This is a genomic window from Sorangium sp. So ce204, from assembly GCF_051526795.1.
Classification (GTDB): domain Bacteria; phylum Myxococcota_A; class Polyangia; order Polyangiales; family Polyangiaceae; genus Sorangium; species Sorangium cellulosum_B.
Genome location: NZ_CP150317.1, coordinates 4083047 through 4098966, shown reverse-complemented (window position 1 = coordinate 4098966; position 15920 = coordinate 4083047). Strand labels below are relative to the sequence as shown.

Below are 15920 nucleotides of genomic sequence, written 5' to 3'. Positions count from 1 at the left end.
TTGCGTTCGGTTGCCTCGGACCTGGTTCAGGAGGCGGACTCGGTCACGGCGAGCACGTCGTCCTCGCGGATGAGCACGTGCTCCTCGCCGTCGAGCTTCACCTCGGTGCCGCTGTACTTGCCGAACAGCACCTTGTCCCCGACCTTCACATCGAGCGGGCGAACCTTGCCGTCCTTCAGGACCTTGCCGTTGCCCACCGCGACGACGCGCCCCTCGATCGGCTTCTCCTTCGCGGCGTCGGGGATGATGATGCCCCCCTTGGTCTTCGTCTCGCTCTCGACGCGCTTGACGACAATCCGATCCTGCAGCGGCCTGATTTTCATGCTGGCTCCCTCGTCCTCGGCTTGTTGACTGACCATCGGCTCGCCGGAGGTCCCGTTCGCCCCCCGCTGGGGCGTTCCGCCCGCGCGACACGAGCTAAGTGCCCGAGATCGCAGTCTCTTGGCACTCTCCTAGGCCGGTGGCTAAACCGCGGCCGAAAGTAAATCAGTCACCCGGCGCGTCAAGGGCACGCAGCAGGGAGCGGCGACTTTTCCGGGGCTCAGGGGCCAAAAGTCCCGAACGGCAAAGCTGAGATGTCTGGAAAAACGACGGCGAGCGTCGCGACATCGTGGAGGCTCCTCAGGGATGAGCCCCCTCTGACAGCGCGGAGACAACCTGGACGGATCATGGAGAGAGCGCGAACGACAGCAGCGCGACGAGCGACGAGCGACGAGCGACGAGAACGGACGGCATGCAACGAGGGCGGAGCGGGTTGAGCGAGGAGTTGGGCAGGGCGAGGCGCCTCGCTCCCCCGCGGAGCGCTCGAAACACGCGAAAGTTGGGCGATTTTTGGCGGCGAGCATTTTTGTTCGGCGGGCCCGATTTTGATCGCTTGACAATCCAGGTAGCCCGAGTAGATTCCGCGGCCCGTGGCGCTGATGAACACGGCGCTGACCCCTTGGGGGATCGTCTAACGGCAGGACGCAAGATTCTGGCTCTTGCTATCAAGGTTCGAATCCTTGTCCCCCAGCCAGGCCGCTCAGCTCTGCTGTCGGTCTTTTCCACAGAACAAGGTCCCATCGTCTAGCGGTTAGGACATCGGCCTCTCACGCCGGTAACGCGGGTTCGATTCCCGCTGGGATCGCCACTTCACCCCAGTCGCCTCGTTTCCTGCTGCTTCCGTCCCATGTCGTGCGTCGAGCACGACGCGAAGCGCAGCGTCATCGACGAGCGCGAGCGCGCAGATTCCGCCGGCGCCTCGCGGGCGAGGCGTCGCCCTGTGTCCTGTGGCTCCTCGGCCAGGACGGCGGCGCTTTCTCCTCGCGCCCGTGCTGTCAGCCTGAGCCGCGGCGGCCGTCCGCCGGCCGCCGGGGCTTCTCGGGGGGCACCGCCGACGCGACGAGGAACCCTTCGGCGCGGTGCGGGGCGAGCCCGCAACGCGCGTTCATGCGCTTGGCGATCTCGTCGCCGGCCCTGACGAGCGCGTAGAACCACCGGATCCCGAAGCGATCGTGCCCTTCCCGGAGCGCCGCCGCCTGCAGGGGGGCCCCGAGCCCCCGCCCGCGGTGGTCCTCGCGCAGCGAGGTGCAGATCGGCATGGCCGTCCACGAGGGCGCCTCGCCCACGTCGGAGATCCAGAGCGGCGGGGCGCCCAGCAGCCCGAGCTGCGCGAGCGCCTCGCGCCCGCCGATCTCGGCAGGCTGCGGCCGCGTCATGACACACAGGGTGGCGCAGCCGATCAGCGCCCCCGCGCCGTCGCGCAGCGCGAGCGTCAAGGAGCGCCCCTCGCCGCCGCGCAGGGTCCACCCCGGGAGCGGCGCGTGGCCGCTCTCGGCCTGAAGCTCCTGGATCGCGCGGATCGACGCCTCGTCGTCGTCCGGCGACACCCTGGACAGGCGCAGGCCCGGGGGGAATGTGCGAAACCGGCTGAGCCCCTGCACGGCGGCGCGCACCTCGCCGGCCGGGGCGCCCATCACCGAGAGGTCCTCGTCCACGGAGAGCCCCGCCTGGCGCAGCGACGCGGAGAGCGCAGCGAGCTCCGGCCGGGGGGCGTGCAGGATCACGCGCTCGAAGCAGCGCACGAGCGCCTCGCGCCGCTCCGGCGGCGTCCGCTGGGCGTGCAGCAGGATCAGCGAGCGACCGTCGGTGGTGATGCCGTCCTGCTCGCCGATCCAGTCGCGGGCGGCGTACAGGATCCGCTGAGCACGGTAGTCCGCGGCTTCACCGAAACAACCCGGTCCGTCCGCAGGACCGGGGCCGCGCTGCTGCGGGGCGTCGTCGCGATCGAGGTCGAAGGCAAGCATCATGGCGGCATCCCTCCTGTCGAGAAGCAACGGCGGCTTCCACGCATGGCGGCCCCTCGAGGAGCCACCACCCGGCGCGGGACGCCCGCGCCCAGCGCACGAGCGAGCCCCTGCCGCGCCGCGCAGGTCCACCGGCGAGATGGCCTGACGCGACGGTGCGCGAATGCGGGAGGACTCCGCTCCACCAGCGGCTGTCCAGCCCGCGTGTCGAGACTTCAACTTATCCCTGCTCGGCGATCGCGCAAGCGGCGACATGCCATGATCCGGGCAGCGCCAGAGCCGGGACACGCACGCTCATGCATGCTTACAAGCAACCGGAATCACTGATGAATCAGGCCAACATCCACCGTCGACCTCAAGGCACATCGCCGCCCGACGGGGCCGCGACATGGACATAGAACGACCTAGCCTGGAGAGACCCATCGCCCCGGGCACCCGGGCGTCGGGGGCGGACCGGCGAGACGCGTCGGACGCGTCGGACGCGTCGGACGAGCGCGCTCGCTCGCGGCGGCCTTCGGCGGTTGAGGACGATCGCGCGCCCTGGTAGGTTGGCGTCCAGTATTGCGCGATGACCACCGCCCTTGTCACCGACCCCGACGACGACGCGCCCGTGACGCCCCGCCCGTTCCTCAAATGGGCGGGCGGCAAGGGGCAGCTTCTCCGACAGTTCCAGCCGCTCCTCCCCGCGTCCTACGGGCGCTACTTCGAGCCCTTCATGGGAGGGGCCGCGCTCTTCTTCTGCCTGCAGCCGAAGCGCGCGACGCTGACGGACGTCAACGCCGAGCTCATCGACTGCTACCGGGCGGTGCGCGATCGGGTCGACGAGGTGATCGCCGCGCTGGGCAGCCACACCTACGAGGAGGCGCACTACTACAAGGTTCGTGACGTCGATCCCGCCTCGCTCACGCTGCCCGAGCGCGCCGCGCGGACCATCTTCCTGAACAAGACGGGGTTCAACGGGCTCTACCGGGTCAACAGCGCCGGCCGCTTCAACGTGCCTTTCGGCCGCTACGTCAAGCCGGCCATCTGCAACCCGCCCCAGCTGCGGGCCTGCTCGGCGGCGCTGCAGGGCGTCGAGATCGAGGTCCGCGACTTCGAGCGCGTGCTCGACCACGCCCAGGAAGGCGACTTCGTGTACCTGGACCCGCCGTACTCGCCGGTCTCGTCGACCGCGAACTTCACGTCCTACAGCGCGCGCGGCTTCGGCTTCCACGACCAGGAGCGCCTCGCCGCCCTCTTCGCGGAGCTCGACGGGCGAGGCGTCCAGGTGATGCTCTCGAACTCCGATGTTCCGGAGATCCCGCCGCTCTACAAGCGGTTCAAGATCGACCGCGTCGCGGCGCTCCGGAGCATCAACGCGAAGAGCGACGCCAGAGGCCGCGTGGGGGAGATCGTGATCCGGAACTACGGGGCCAGGCGGAGCCGCAAGGCGGCGCCCGCAGACAAGGCGGGCTGAGCCCGGCGCCGCCGCGCGGCGCGCGGCTCAATCGACGGTCTTCCCCTCGCGCTTCCCCGGATCGGGGGCCGCGCGCTCCTCGGCGTACGCCATCGCCACCTCGATCTCCTCGTGGATCTCGCGCGAGGTGACCTTGTTCCCCGAGGGATCGACGGCCTCCCACACGAAGCCGCGGACCTCACCCGGGCGCTCGGGTATCCAGCGGACCCGCAAGGTCCAGCCGTGCAACTCGGCCGTATAACCACCTTCCTCGTGATCCCGCTGCCATGCAGAGACGGTCGGGTGCTTCACCATCGCGATGTCTCCGCCGCAGAAGGCCGAGAGGACAGAAGAACTGTTCCCGAATGGCCGCGCTCCCCCCCCGAGCAACGCCGCCGTCCGGGAACACGGGGAAGATAGCAGGCGCCCGGCGCGCGGCGATCAGGCAGGCGTGTGTTCCTCATGCGGGTGCACCTTACCCGAATCCCAGCGCGCGCCGAAAGGTCCTCCCCTTCCGATGGGGCCGTCGGCGCGAGCAGCGTGAACAGCACAGGCATCGTCGCGCGGACGGGCGGCGCCTGCGACGCGCACCCCATGCTACGAAGCATGTATGGGGGCAGGCATCGTCGTTTTCTTCGGGCTCGCGCTCGTCGCCTATCTCCTGGTTGCCCCGCTCGTCGCCTTCGTGTTCGCCGTCCGGGCCAACCGGCGCAACGAGGACCTGCTGCTTCGGATCCACGCGCTGGAGCACCGGGTGGCCGAGCTCTCCGGGCAGCGCGGCCGCGCAGCGCTCACCGCAGCGGCGGAGAGCCCACGAAGCACACACGGCCTGGAGCAAGAGCGGATTGCCCTGGGCGCGATCCCGCCCCCAGCGGCGGCGCAACCCGCGCTCGACGCCGAGGGCGCAGGTGCGCCGCCCGCGCTCGACATCGCGACCGCCGGCGCGCCGCCCGCGCTCGACATCGCGACCGCCGGCGCGCCGCCCGAGATCGCGCATCCGACAGCCACCGCGCCCCCGGCGGTCGCGTCCATGGCGGCCGCCGACGCGGCGGCCGCGGCGCCCCCCGCGGTCGGGTTCCCGGATCCCGCTGCTTTTCCGGTGCCTCGCGCGCCTCGCCCCGCGGCGACGCTCGACGCGAGCGCCTTCGGCGCCGGCTCGCCCGCGCGCCGCGAGGCCCCGGAGCGACCCTCCATCGAGGAGCGGCTCGGCCTCACCTGGCTCACCCGCGCAGGCGCGACCACCTTCCTGCTCGGCGCGCTCTTCTTCTTCAAATATGCCTCGGACAACGCCTGGATCGGGCCGCTCGGGCGCGTCGCGATCGGCGCCGCGACCGGCGCCGCGCTCCTCGCCATCGCCGAGGTGCTCCGCGGGCGCGCGCAGCGTCGCTTCGTCCACACGCTCATCGGCCTCGGCCTCTCGGTCCTGATCGCGTCGGTGTGGGCGAGCGCCGCGCTGTACGAGCTCGTCCCGATCCCCGCGGCATTCGCGGCGGACACGGCGCTCCTCCTGCTCGGCGCCGGCCTCGCGCTCCGTCACCGCGGCGAGGCCATCCTGATCCTCAGCCTCGTCGCCGGCTTCCTCAACCCCGTCGTGCTGTCGACGGGGCAGGACCGGCCGCTCGTCCTGTTCGGCTACCTCCTGCTCATGACGAGCGTCACCCACGCCGTCGCAGCGAGGCTCGGCTTCCGCGTCGCGCCGTGGCTCGCGATCGCAGGCCACGCGGCGCTGTTCTGGGGCTGGTACGCCGCGCACTTCGACGCCAGCGCCGCCCCGGCCGGCGGAGACCCGGACGCGGCGCCCTGGCTCGACTCGCCCGCGCAGGCGCTCCCGGGGCCCTACTTCCCGCTCGCCGCGCGCGCGGCGCCCCTCGCGTTCGTCGCGCTCGCCGCGGCGCAGGGCGTCCTGCGCGCGCTGTGGCTGCGCCGCGCGCCCGCCTCGATCCCCGATCGAAGCGCCGCACCGACCGGCGCGGCAGCGACCGGCGCGGCAGCGACCGGCGCGGCAGCGACCGGCGTCCTCCGCGTCGCGGCGCGCGCGGACGCCACGGCGACCAGCATCGCCGCGCTCGTGCTCGCCCACGCGGGCGCGGCCGCGCTGCTCTTCGACGCGCCGCGCGCGCTCACGGCCACCGCCATCGCGCTCGCGCTCGCGGCGCTGGTCGCCCTGCGCGCGCCGGAGGAGAGCGCCTGGCTGCTGGCGCCGATGGGCGCCGCCTTCCTCGCCTTCGCCGCGACGTTCGCGGACGCGCCCGCCGCGCACCGGACGACGCTCGTCGCGCTGGTCGCGGCCTGGACGCTCGTCTACCTCGCGGGGTGGCTCCGCGGCGCCGGGCTCGCGCGCCAGCTCGATCGGAAGACCGCCGTCGCGTGCTCCGCCGGCGCGGCGCTCTTCGCCTGCACCGCGGGCATGCTGCTGGTCGAGGCCGACGCGGCGCTCTTCGCGCTCGCGCTCGCGGGCGCGGCCGCCCTCGCGGCGTGGACGGCCGCGCGCGCCGCGCTCCCCGCCCTGCTCCTCGCCGCGGCGATCGTCTCGGCAGGCGCGCTCGCGGCGGCCGCGCATTTCGCGAGCGCGCCTGCGGACGCGGGCGCCTCGGCGGCCGCCGATGCCGTCGACGCCGTGAGCGCCGTCAACGCCGTCAACGCCGTCAACGCAGGGTTCCTCGGCGCATCAGCGCTCGTCATGCTGGTGTTCCTCGGCGCCGCGGGCGCCTCGGCGCGGCGCGCGCGCGAGCCCGGCGCGCCGGCGCTCTCGTGGTCCGACGCGCTCGCCGCGTGCGTGGCCACGCTCGGGTTCGTCGCGGCCGCGCTCGGCGCCACGCCGGAGGACACGCCGACGCTCCGCGCGCTGCTCACCGCGGGCGCCGGCGCCCTGGACCTTTCGCTCGGCGCCGCGCTCCTCCGCGCCGGCGTGACCCGCCCCGGCGCCGCGCCCCCCGCCGATCGCGTCGCCCTGCTCCTCGGACAGGCGCTCGCCCTGTTCGCCGCGGCCGTCGCGTTCGGGCTCGGCGGCGCGACGGTCACCGTGGTCTGGAGCATCCTCGCGGCCGTGGCGGCCGCGATCGCGGCGCGCACCGGCGAGCGCGCCTGGCTCGCCGTCACCCTGCTGCTCTTCGCCGCCACCCTCGGGCGGGCGCTCGTCGTCGATCGGGCCGAGGCCGAGGCGCTCGTGACGACCTGGTTCGCCACGCACGGCCGCGACGGGACCATGGCGGTCCCCGTCCTGCTCAACGCGAGGACCTATGCGTTCGCGGGCGTGAGCGCCGCCCTGCTCGCCGCGGGGCGGCTGCTGTCGCGCGCGGCGTTCGCCCGCCCCCCGGACGCCGCGCGCGCCGAGCTGCGCGGCGCCGCGGCGGCGGCGCTGGCCGCAGGGTATGCGCTGCTCATCACGACCGTCGTCCTCGAGGTGCGGAGCGCGATCACCGCGCTCCCCGCCGCCCCTCCTGCCCCGCTCGACGCGGCCGAGTTCGCCGAGCTCACCGTGCAGCACCGCGCCGCCCTCGAGGGCCAGCAAGGCGGCCTCGCGATGGCGACGACGCTCGTGCTCGCCCTCGCGGCGATCGCGCTGCTCACCGCGGGGTTCGCGGCGCGCGACGCCTTCCATCGCTACGCCGGGCTCTCCCTGTTCGCCGTCACCATCGCGAAGCTCGTGACCTGGGACGTCTGGCACGTCGAGCGCATCTACCAGATCGCCCTCTTCACGGGCGTCGGGGCGCTGCTCGTCGGCGGAGGGTTCCTCTACGCGCGGTTCGGCCGGCGCCTCGTGACGCTCCTGCGCGCCGGATCGCGGGGCGCGGCCGGGCCGCTCGCGCTGCTCGCGGCGATGGGCCTCGCGCGGCCCGCCGAGGCGCAGACCGGCGCGGCGCTCCCGACCGAGAGGCATGCGCTCGTCCGTCCCATCGAGGGCGTGGACGCCGCCGGCGACCGCCGCGTCGACGTCGATCTCGACCTCTACCGCGAGAGCCGCGCGGAAGAGCTGCTCGCCGACGTCCGCATCGCAGGCCCCGACGGCGCCGAGGTGCCCTACGTGATCCGCGAGCCGGGCGCCGCGCACGCGTCCGGGCGGATCGCGGCCACGATGCTCGATCCTGGGGTCGACGCCGCCGGCGTGGCGCACGCGACCTGGGCGCTCGACGCGCCCGGCACGCGCCACTGCCGCGTCGAGCTCAGCGTCACCGGCGGCAGCTTCCTCCGCGAGGCGCGGGTCGAGACCGGCGCGGATCCGAGGGCGCTCAGCGAGGTCGCGCGCGGCGCCCACGTGTACCGCATCCCCCAGGGCTCGGAGACGGTCGAGCACCTGTCGGTCCGCTATCCCCTCTCGCGCGCCGCCCTGGTCCGGATCCGCCTTGTCCCCGAGGGCGCCCCGGCGCGCGACGCGGCCGCGGACGTCCGGATCACGGGCGGCGCCGTCTCGTGCGAGCCGCAGGCCCCCGCCGAGTCCCCCGCGCTGCTGCCGCTCGCGATCGTCGAGACGCAGCGGGACAGCGAGGCGAAGACGACGCTCGTCACGCTCGACGCCGGCGCCGACGGCGCGCCGCTGGAGGCCGTCCTCCTCGACGTCGCCACGCCGGAGTTCAGCCGCCGCGTCGACGTCGCCTCGACCACGTACCGCGCCGTCTGGCCGGCCGTGGGGAGCGGCATGATCCACCGCATCCGGCCGCACGGCGGGTCAGGGCCCTCGCTCGCGTCGACGCGGATCCCCCTGAGCCCCACCCGGAAGCGCTTCCTCCGGCTCACGATCCACGACGGTGACTCCGCGCCGCTCTCCCTCTCGGGCGCGCAAGGCGAGGTGCGGGCGCGCGAGATCGTGCTCCGCGCCGCGCGGCCGGGCCCGCACTGGCTCTACGTCGGCGACGCGCTCGGCAAGCGCCCGAGCTACGATCTGGCCGACCTGCTCGACCCCACCGTGCGCGAGCGTCCCCCCGCCGCGAGGCTCGGCGCCGCGGCGGCGAACCCGGAGCTCGGCGCCGCCCCGGTCGCGCGCGACCTTCCGTTCACCGAGCGGCACCGCGCGCCGATCGGGGGCGCGCTGGCCGTCGGGCTGCTCGCGCTCTCGCTGTGGGCCGCGCGGCTCCTCAGGCGAGGGGAACGGGAGCAGGAGCGGCAGGAGCGAGGCGCGCCGCCCGACGACCCCGCGCCGCCGCCGCAGCAGCGAACAGAAGACAGCGAGCCCAGGCCGTGATGTGCTCGCATGTTGCCGTGGGTCGCCGGGGACGCGGCGCTCCGGCGGTCCGGACCAACCATCGAGGTGGATGCACCATGAGCGGCGGGCGCTTCGTCTACTTGGGTCTCTGCGCGAGCGTCGGGGCGGCGCTCTGGGCCTCGGGCGCGTGCTCCGCGACGCCGCGCGACAAGCAGGCGCCTGGCGAGGGCGGCGGCGGGGGCGCGACAAGCGCCACGACGGCGGAGACGGGCGCCGGCGGACGGGTGGAGTCGACGGGCTCCTGGGCTGATTTCGGCGGCGGCACGCCGGCGGAGGAGGGCCCGTCGCCCGACGAGGACGGCGACGGGTTCACCATCGAGGACGGCGACTGCAATGACGGCGACACGAACGTCAACCCAGGCGCCGTCGAGGTCGTGATCACGGAGCCCGACCCGAGCGGCGCGGTGCCGGAGCCGGCCGACGAGGATTGCGATGGCGTGATCGACAACGCGCCGCCGGCCTGCGACAGGAACATCGCTCCTGCCGATTTCGACGCCATCCACGGCGCCCACGCGATCGACCTCTGCGCCAAGGCGTCGCCCGGCGACAGGAAGTGGGGCGTGCTGAGCGCGCAGTACGTACGCGGCGACGGCTCGCCCGCGGAGCCCTCGCCCGCGGTGGGCGTGCTCGATTCCTTCGGCCCCAACGTGCGCCCTCAGGGCGGGACCCGCCTGCTCGTCCTGTCCTCGGGTCGCGCCCGGATCGCCGGGTGGCCGGGCGCGTGCAACGCGGATAGCTGCACGAACTACGGGCTGGGCGTGGCGCCGCCCGGCTTCCCGCAAAGCGCCCCCGGGTGCCCTCCCTCGGTAAACATCCACGACGACATCGCCCTCGAGCTCGTCATCCGCGCGCCGACGAACGCGACAGGCTACGAGTTCGCGTTCAAGTTCTACACCTTCGAATACCCCGAGTTCACCGTCGAAAATTGCTTCAACGACCAGTTCGTCGCACTGGCGACGCCCGCCCCGCCAGGGTCGCTCAACGGCAATCTCTCGTTCGATAGCCTTGGCAACCCCGTCAGCGTCAAACTCAGCTTCTTCGAGGTCTGCGAGGAGTGCCCGCTCGGGACGGACGAGCTCGAGGGCACCGGCTTCGGGCTCTGGGACGACGCCGGCGCGACTGGCTGGCTGCGCACGCGGGCCCCGGTGACCGGCGGCGAGGAGCTCAAGCTGCGGTTCATGATCTTCGACACCGGCGACGAAATCCGCGACTCGACCGCGCTCGTCGACGGCTTCAAGTGGGTCGCGAACGGCGGCACCGTCCCGCTCGAGACCGCGCCCGTCGAGGATCCCCGGTAGCGCCCCGGGGCCCGGACGACCCGAGCCCTCCGGATCACGCGCGCCGGCCGCGGCGCGGCGCGGCGCGGCGCGGCGCGAGGTGAACCGCGCGCCGTGGCCGGCGCGATCCCGTATTTTGCGGCCGGGATTGTTGCGCAGAACGATACGATGCCGCGATGCTGCTCCCTTCCTTGGAGAACCTCGCCTGCTTCGAGGCCGCGGCGCGGACGCTGAACTTCCGGACCGCGGCGCGCGCCGTCGCGCTCAGCCCCGCCGCGTTCGGCCAGCGCATCCGGCAGATCGAGGAGCAGGTCGGCGCTCCGCTGTTCGAGCGCACCACGCGCCGGGTGCAGCTGACGCCGCGCGGGCTCGCCTTGCTGCCGCGCGCCCGCCAGTGCCTGGCGCTCGCCGAGGACTGCCTCCGCAGCGCGATGGGCCCCGCGCCCGCGCCGGTCGAGCTGACGCTCGGCACGCGGTTCGAGCTCGGGATGTCGTGGATCGTCCCCCAGCTCGGCGCGCTGACGCGGCGGCGCCCCGAGCTGACGCTCCACCTCTATTTCGGCGCCTCCGACGACCTGCTGAGGCGCCTCTACGACCGCAGCGTCGATTGCGTCGTCACCAGCGCGCGCTGGAGCGCCACGACCCTGGCGGCGGAGACGCTGCACGAGGAGCGCTACGCGTTCGTCGCCTCCCCCAAGCTGCTCCGGCGCGAGGCGTTCGCCCGCCCGGAGCACGCGTCTCGGCATTGCCTGCTCGACATCGACCCGACCATGCCGCTGTTCCGGTACCTCGCGGATCAGGCGGGCGGCGCCGGCTGCTTCGCGTTCGCGCGGCACCGCTGGGTGGGGCTCGGCGCCGCCATCAAGGCGCTTGTGCTCGCCGGCGAGGGCGTCGCCGTGCTGCCGCGCCACATGGTCGCCGCCGAGCTCCGCGGCGGCAAGCTGAAGCGGCTCCTGCCGTCCGCGCCCCTCGCGCGCGATCATTTCCGGCTCATCTACCGGCGCGACGACCCGCGGAGCTCGCTCTACGCGAAGCTCGCCGAGTCGCTGCGCGCGGTGCCGATCCAGTGAGGCGCGCGCTCGCCGGCGCGGCGCGGAGCGGGCTGAACGGCGTAGACTCGCGCCCGAGGACCATGAGCGAGCTCCCCGGCGCCAGCGCGCGCCTCCACGCGACGCCGATCACGGCGCAGGACATCAACGGCGGACCGGACCCGGAGCGCCGCGTCCCCTTCGTCATCACGGCGCCCGGCGTGTACACCCTCGTGGAAGACGTCGACTGGGTGGCGCAGGACGCGAACGCCCGGGCCATCACGATCGCGAGCGACGACGTCACGCTCGACCTGCGCGGCAGGACGCTGCGGCAGATCGACCCCCCGGCGCCCGTCGTCGCCCCCGACCCGGGCGCGAGGCCTTGCCGGGGCGAGGTCGTCTCCGGGAACGTGGGCGTGTTCGCCGAGGGGAGGACGCGGCTCGTCATCAGGAACGGCAGCGTGCTCGGGATCCAGGGGGTGGGGATCGCCGCCAGGGCGTGCAGCCAGCTGGATCTGCTCGATCTGTCCGTCCGGCGGTGCGGCGGCGACGGCGCGCTCGACACGGGCTTCCTGCGCCGCAACGGCGGGATCTTCGTGATGGGCGCCCGGGACGCGGCCGGCGGCGTCGCCTTCGCCGGAGGGATCCGGATGATCAACTGCGTGTGCTCGGAGAACACGAGCCGGCTCGACTTCGTCGTGACGCTGGGCGCGCTCGTCCTGTTCTGCGACGACGTGCAGGTCAAGCGGTGCGTGTTCCACCGCACGGCGAACACGAGCGCCCAGCCGAGCGGCGTGCAGTTCAACGTCGTCGGCGCCGACTTCGTCATCTGCCGCAACGTGCTCGTGGAGGACTGCGAGGCGCACGACAACACGTCGGGCGGAGAGCCGGCCGGCTTCTTCGGGTGGGGAGAGAACTACAAATTCCTGCGCTGCAGGGCGAACCGGAACTTCACGCTCACCGGGAACCGCGCGTGCGGGTTCAACATCTCGACGACGAGCAACCTGGAGATGGTCGAGTGCGAGGCCGACGGGAACTACAACGCGAACCCGGCCGCCTCCGCCGATGCGGTCAAGGACTTCTCCGCGCTCGGCTTTCGCATCGGCAGGGCGGTGTACCGCGGGCTTCTCGAGGGGTGCCGCGCGATCGGCAACCACGGCGCGAGCGCGAGCGCGCCCGCTGGCGGCTTCGCGCTGCACGCGACCCGCCACGTGGTGCTGAGGCGCTGCGTGGCGGTGGGGAACAGGAACGCGAGCGGGACCGCCGAGGACGACGGGCTCGCGGCCGGGTTCATCGCCTCGACGCCGCTCGCGGATCCGCAGGGCGGCCTCGTGGGCGGCGAGGGCAACGCGTTCATCGACTGCATCGCCGACGGCAACACGGTGCACCGCGCGCCCCTGTTCGTGCAGCCGCCGGCCCCCCCGGTCGACGCCGGTCCGTCGCGCGGCGACCCGCAGAAGGGCGCGGGGTTCCTGCTCGAGAGGCAGAGCGACGCGAGGATCATCGGCTGCCAGTCCGCGAACAACGACGGCAAAGGGATCTGGCTGAGGGCCTGCGCGCGCGCGCTGGTCGAGGGAAACACGCTGTCGAGGAACACGCTTTACGGCATCCAGAACGAGGATCCCGCGGGGCTCAGCGCCTTCACGGGCAACCGGGCGCACCTCAACGGGTCTCGCCACCGCCACAACTACGTAGGGCTGCCGCCGGGCACGCCGGTCCGCAAATGGACGCTCGGCTCCCCTCCCCTCGACGGCCCTTCGGACGGGATAGACAACCTCAGCATCCGGCTGCCCTGAGCGCCGCGAGCGCCTCGCGCCGCCGGGCGGCGATCACCGGGCACGGGCGAGCGCGCCCGGGGTGATCCCGAACCGCCGCTTGAAGAGCCGTGTCAGGTGGCTCTGGTCGGCGAAGCCGAGCGCGCGCGCGAGCTCCCCGATCGGGCGGTCGCCGGCGAGCAGCGCCTCGCGCGCGCGATCGAGCCGCCGCCGCGTCACGTAGGCGAGCGGCGGCTCCCCCAGCGCTCGCTTGAACTCCCGCGCCATGTGCGCGGGGCTCAGCCCGGCCACGCCGGAGAGCGCATCCAGCCCGAAATCGTCGCCGAGGTGCGCCTCGATGTAGTCGAGCAAGCGCCGCAGCGTCGCAGGGGAGAGCCCGCCCCGGGCCGGCCGCTCCGCCCGGACCGCATGGCGGGCGCCGAGGCGCGCCGCGAGCCCGGAGAGCATCGCGTCTGCGAAGAGCGCGCCCGTGGCGCCGCCGCGCGAGACCTCGACCAGGAGCGCGCGGAGCACATGCTCGATCTGGGCGTCCACGAGCCCCACGCAGGGCTCGATCAGCAGCTCCCTCACCCCTGCGAGCCGCGCGAGCCGCGCGGGGTCGAGCACGAGCGCGCCATAGATCGTGGGCTCGCTCACGCGATGGGAGAAAGGCACCTCCGCGGGCTGGAGCCAGAGGCTGCCGGGCGGCATCTCCACGCGCTCGAAGCCGCGCTGGCCCTTTCGCTCGAAGCGCAGCGGCGCGTCCGCGAGGTTGATGGCGATGTAATGGCCGGCGACGGCGAGGTGGTCTGTCTCCCAGGACGGGTTCACGCCGAGCTCGGCCACCATGCCGGTCCAGCGCAGCGAGCGGCTCGACGCGCGGATCTCGGCCTGCCGGAGCGCCTCGATGGGCTCGCGGGTGCCGGCGCGGACGAACGGGATGGCGCTGCGGGAGACGCGGGAGATCATCGGAGAGCCGGCCTCAGCATGCGCCCGCGGCGCGGGGCCGGTCAACGCAGCAGCCCGGTTCCAGGGAGCGCAGCGGCGTTCTATAGCGCCCTTCCCGCCCGCCCTAGGCTGCCGGTCGCCGGGCGACGACTGCGCCCGAGGAGGACGACCATGGACATGCGTTACAAGCTGCTCGGCGGCAGCGGGCTCAAGGTCTCGGAGATCTGCCTTGGCACCATGACCTTCGGCGAGGACTGGGGCTTCGGCGCCTCGGCCGAGGCGTGCCGCGGCATCCTCGAGGCGTACCGCGCCCGCGGCGGCAACTTCATCGACACCGCCAACAAGTACACGAACGGCAGCGCCGAGCGGATCGTCGGTGAGCTCGTCCGCGGAGACCGCGGCGCGTGGGTCATCGCGACCAAGTACTCGCTCTCCATGAACGACGCCGATCCGAGCGCGAGCGGCAACGGCAGGAAGAACCTTGTCCAGTCCGTCGAGGCGAGCCTCAAGCGCCTGGGGACGGACTACATCGATCTGCTCTGGGTCCATGCGTGGGACTGGACGACGCCGGAGGCCGAGCTCATGCGCGCGCTCGACGACGTGGTGCGCGCGGGCAAGGTGCTCTATGTCGGCATGTCCGACGCGCCTGCGTGGGTCGTCTCCCGGGCGAACGCGATCGCCGAGCTCCGGGGCTGGTCGCAGTTCGTCGGCATCGAGATCGAGTACAGCCTGATCGAGCGCACGGTGGAGCGGGAGCTCGTCCCGATGGCGTCCCGGCTCGGCCTGGGCGTGCTCGCGTGGGCGCCCATGGCCGGCGGCGTGCTGACGGGCAAGTACACGCGGGGTGGCGGCAACGACGCCGCGCGCGCGGCGATGAACCAGGGGCGCCTGGACGAGCGGGGCCTGCGCGTCGCGCGCGCGGTCGACGCGGTGGCCGAGGAGCTCGGCTGCTCCTCGGCGCAGGTGGCCCTCGCGTGGCTCAGGTCGCGCCCGGCGCAGGTGATCCCCATCCTCGGCGCCCGGAAGCCCGAGCAGATGCAGGACTGCCTGGGCTGCCTCGACGTCGTCTTGCCCGCCCCGGCGCTCGAGAGGCTCGACGCGGCGAGCCGCGTGCCGCTCGGCTTTCCCTACGAGTTCCTGGGCGATCCCGGCACCGAGCGGGTCGTCTACGGCGCTACGGCGGCGCGGCTCGACGTGCCCAACCCCGTCCGGAGGCTCGCCTCGGGCAGGTGACGCCGGCCGCTCCGCCTCGCTCCGACGCGCGTCAGCGGTTCCCGTCCTGCGCCTGCTCGACGCGCGCCCGGATGGCCGCGACGGCGCGCGCCGAGCCGTCCAGGTTCTCCGCGTTGAGGAGGCTCTTCGGGAGCGGGAGCTTCGGCCGGAGGAACACCTCGAGGGACAGGCGCGTCGACTGGGCGTCGATCTTCTCGAGCCGCCAGGTGGCCTGGAGATCTTGCACATTGCCGGAGATGAAGCGGGACGAGTACGTCTCGACGCCATCCTCGACGACCGGCTTCTGGATCTCGATGCGCGCCCACATCGTGACCGCGCCCGAGAGGGCCGAGACCTCCATGTAGAGATCCCACCCGCCCGCGGGCGTGCGCCCGAGCAGGCGGCACTTCTTGTAGTGCGGCATGAACTCCGGATAACGCTCGAACGAGAGCACCGCGGCGCGCACGCGCTCCAGCGAGCCCTTCACGACCACCGTCGACCGTCCACGCGCAAATCCGGTGCTTCCGATCGGGACTGCCATGCTCGTGATCCCGGTCGTATCGGGCGCCGGCTGCGCGCGCTCGGCCTGCTCGCCGTCGCTCGCCGGCAGGACATCGCCTCTGTCGCGGTGTGCCGGCAGGCGCGGTACATCCAGGTTGATCCCCCGTTCCCCCGTGCTGCAGGCGGTGGCCGCGAGGGCGAGTCCCCCGGCGAGCGCGCGCGGGATCGGTGCGCGATGGCCGGTCGTTGTCGAGCGAGTTCTCCGCATGACGGCCCAGCT

At 73.4% G+C, this 15920-nt stretch carries 11 protein-coding genes and 2 tRNA genes; 8 read left to right on the top strand and 5 right to left on the bottom strand.

Going from position 1 to position 15920, the window contains the following annotated elements; all coding sequences use genetic code 11:
* Positions 1-26: 26 nt before the first annotated feature.
* Positions 27-323, bottom strand: coding sequence for a co-chaperone GroES (gene groES, locus WMF22_RS15335; protein WP_012235412.1), 297 nt, complete (start codon positions 321-323; stop codon positions 27-29).
* A gap of 618 nt (positions 324-941) precedes the next feature.
* On the opposite strand from groES, the gene WMF22_RS15330 reads away from it, so the two are divergent.
* A tRNA-Gln gene (locus WMF22_RS15330) sits at positions 942-1015 on the top strand.
* A gap of 39 nt (positions 1016-1054) precedes the next feature.
* Positions 1055-1129 (top strand) — tRNA-Glu (locus WMF22_RS15325).
* 187 nt (positions 1130-1316) lie between these two features.
* Here the strand turns inward: WMF22_RS15325 and WMF22_RS15320 are convergent.
* Positions 1317-2288: a hypothetical protein gene (locus tag WMF22_RS15320; protein ID WP_437299816.1), complete on the bottom strand. Its 972-nt coding sequence runs from the start codon at positions 2286-2288 to the stop codon at positions 1317-1319.
* A gap of 565 nt (positions 2289-2853) precedes the next feature.
* Between WMF22_RS15320 and WMF22_RS15315 the strand changes: the two genes are divergently transcribed.
* Positions 2854-3741: a DNA adenine methylase gene (locus tag WMF22_RS15315; protein ID WP_437299815.1), complete on the top strand. Its 888-nt coding sequence runs from the start codon at positions 2854-2856 to the stop codon at positions 3739-3741.
* Between the two features lie 27 nt (positions 3742-3768).
* Here WMF22_RS15315 and WMF22_RS15310 read toward each other — a convergent pair whose 3' ends face one another.
* Positions 3769-4035, bottom strand: coding sequence for a hypothetical protein (locus WMF22_RS15310; RefSeq protein ID WP_437299814.1), 267 nt, complete (start codon positions 4033-4035; stop codon positions 3769-3771).
* 295 nt (positions 4036-4330) lie between these two features.
* Between WMF22_RS15310 and WMF22_RS15305 the strand changes: the two genes are divergently transcribed.
* The 4 genes from WMF22_RS15305 (at position 4331) to WMF22_RS15290 (ending at position 13021) form a co-directional block, all read left to right on the top strand.
* The gene (locus WMF22_RS15305; RefSeq protein WP_438036220.1) at positions 4331-8899 is read left to right on the top strand and encodes a DUF2339 domain-containing protein; all 4569 of its coding nucleotides are present in this window, start codon (positions 4331-4333) and stop codon (positions 8897-8899) included.
* Positions 8900-8976: 77 nt separating this feature from the next.
* Complete coding sequence (locus WMF22_RS15300; protein ID WP_437299812.1) at positions 8977-10218, top strand: putative metal-binding motif-containing protein; 1242 nt, start codon at positions 8977-8979, stop codon at positions 10216-10218.
* A 155-nt stretch (positions 10219-10373) separates the two neighbouring features.
* Complete coding sequence (locus tag WMF22_RS15295) at positions 10374-11267, top strand: LysR family transcriptional regulator (protein WP_437299811.1); 894 nt, start codon at positions 10374-10376, stop codon at positions 11265-11267.
* A gap of 62 nt (positions 11268-11329) precedes the next feature.
* Positions 11330-13021 carry a right-handed parallel beta-helix repeat-containing protein gene (locus tag WMF22_RS15290; protein WP_438036219.1) on the top strand — a complete coding sequence of 564 codons (1692 nt, stop codon included), beginning with the start codon at positions 11330-11332 and terminating at the stop codon, positions 13019-13021.
* Positions 13022-13054: 33 nt separating this feature from the next.
* Here WMF22_RS15290 and WMF22_RS15285 read toward each other — a convergent pair whose 3' ends face one another.
* The gene (locus tag WMF22_RS15285; protein WP_438036218.1) at positions 13055-13948 is read right to left on the bottom strand and encodes a helix-turn-helix domain-containing protein; all 894 of its coding nucleotides are present in this window, start codon (positions 13946-13948) and stop codon (positions 13055-13057) included.
* Between the two features lie 156 nt (positions 13949-14104).
* On the opposite strand from WMF22_RS15285, the gene WMF22_RS15280 reads away from it, so the two are divergent.
* Positions 14105-15160 carry an aldo/keto reductase gene (locus WMF22_RS15280; protein WP_437301566.1) on the top strand — a complete coding sequence of 352 codons (1056 nt, stop codon included), beginning with the start codon at positions 14105-14107 and terminating at the stop codon, positions 15158-15160.
* 31 nt (positions 15161-15191) lie between these two features.
* Here WMF22_RS15280 and WMF22_RS15275 read toward each other — a convergent pair whose 3' ends face one another.
* Positions 15192-15908: a type II toxin-antitoxin system RatA family toxin gene (locus WMF22_RS15275; protein ID WP_437299808.1), complete on the bottom strand. Its 717-nt coding sequence runs from the start codon at positions 15906-15908 to the stop codon at positions 15192-15194.
* Between the last annotated feature and the right edge of the window lie 12 nt (positions 15909-15920).

Excerpts from the sequence above, each read along its gene's own strand:
- groES (WP_012235412.1), bottom strand. The coding sequence starts at position 323 with ATGAAAATCAGGCCGCTGCAGGATCGGATTGTCGTCAAGCGCGTCGAG.
- WMF22_RS15320 (WP_437299816.1), bottom strand. The coding sequence starts at position 2,288 with ATGATGCTTGCCTTCGACCTCGATCGCGACGACGCCCCGCAGCAGCGC.
- WMF22_RS15315 (WP_437299815.1), top strand. The coding sequence starts at position 2,854 with ATGACCACCGCCCTTGTCACCGACCCCGACGACGACGCGCCCGTGACG.
- WMF22_RS15310 (WP_437299814.1), bottom strand. The coding sequence starts at position 4,035 with ATGGTGAAGCACCCGACCGTCTCTGCATGGCAGCGGGATCACGAGGAA.
- WMF22_RS15305 (WP_438036220.1), top strand. The coding sequence starts at position 4,331 with ATGGGGGCAGGCATCGTCGTTTTCTTCGGGCTCGCGCTCGTCGCCTAT.
- WMF22_RS15300 (WP_437299812.1), top strand. The coding sequence starts at position 8,977 with ATGAGCGGCGGGCGCTTCGTCTACTTGGGTCTCTGCGCGAGCGTCGGG.
- WMF22_RS15295 (WP_437299811.1), top strand. The coding sequence starts at position 10,374 with ATGCTGCTCCCTTCCTTGGAGAACCTCGCCTGCTTCGAGGCCGCGGCG.
- WMF22_RS15290 (WP_438036219.1), top strand. The coding sequence starts at position 11,330 with ATGAGCGAGCTCCCCGGCGCCAGCGCGCGCCTCCACGCGACGCCGATC.
- WMF22_RS15285 (WP_438036218.1), bottom strand. The coding sequence starts at position 13,948 with ATGATCTCCCGCGTCTCCCGCAGCGCCATCCCGTTCGTCCGCGCCGGC.
- WMF22_RS15280 (WP_437301566.1), top strand. The coding sequence starts at position 14,105 with ATGCGTTACAAGCTGCTCGGCGGCAGCGGGCTCAAGGTCTCGGAGATC.
- WMF22_RS15275 (WP_437299808.1), bottom strand. The coding sequence starts at position 15,908 with ATGCGGAGAACTCGCTCGACAACGACCGGCCATCGCGCACCGATCCCG.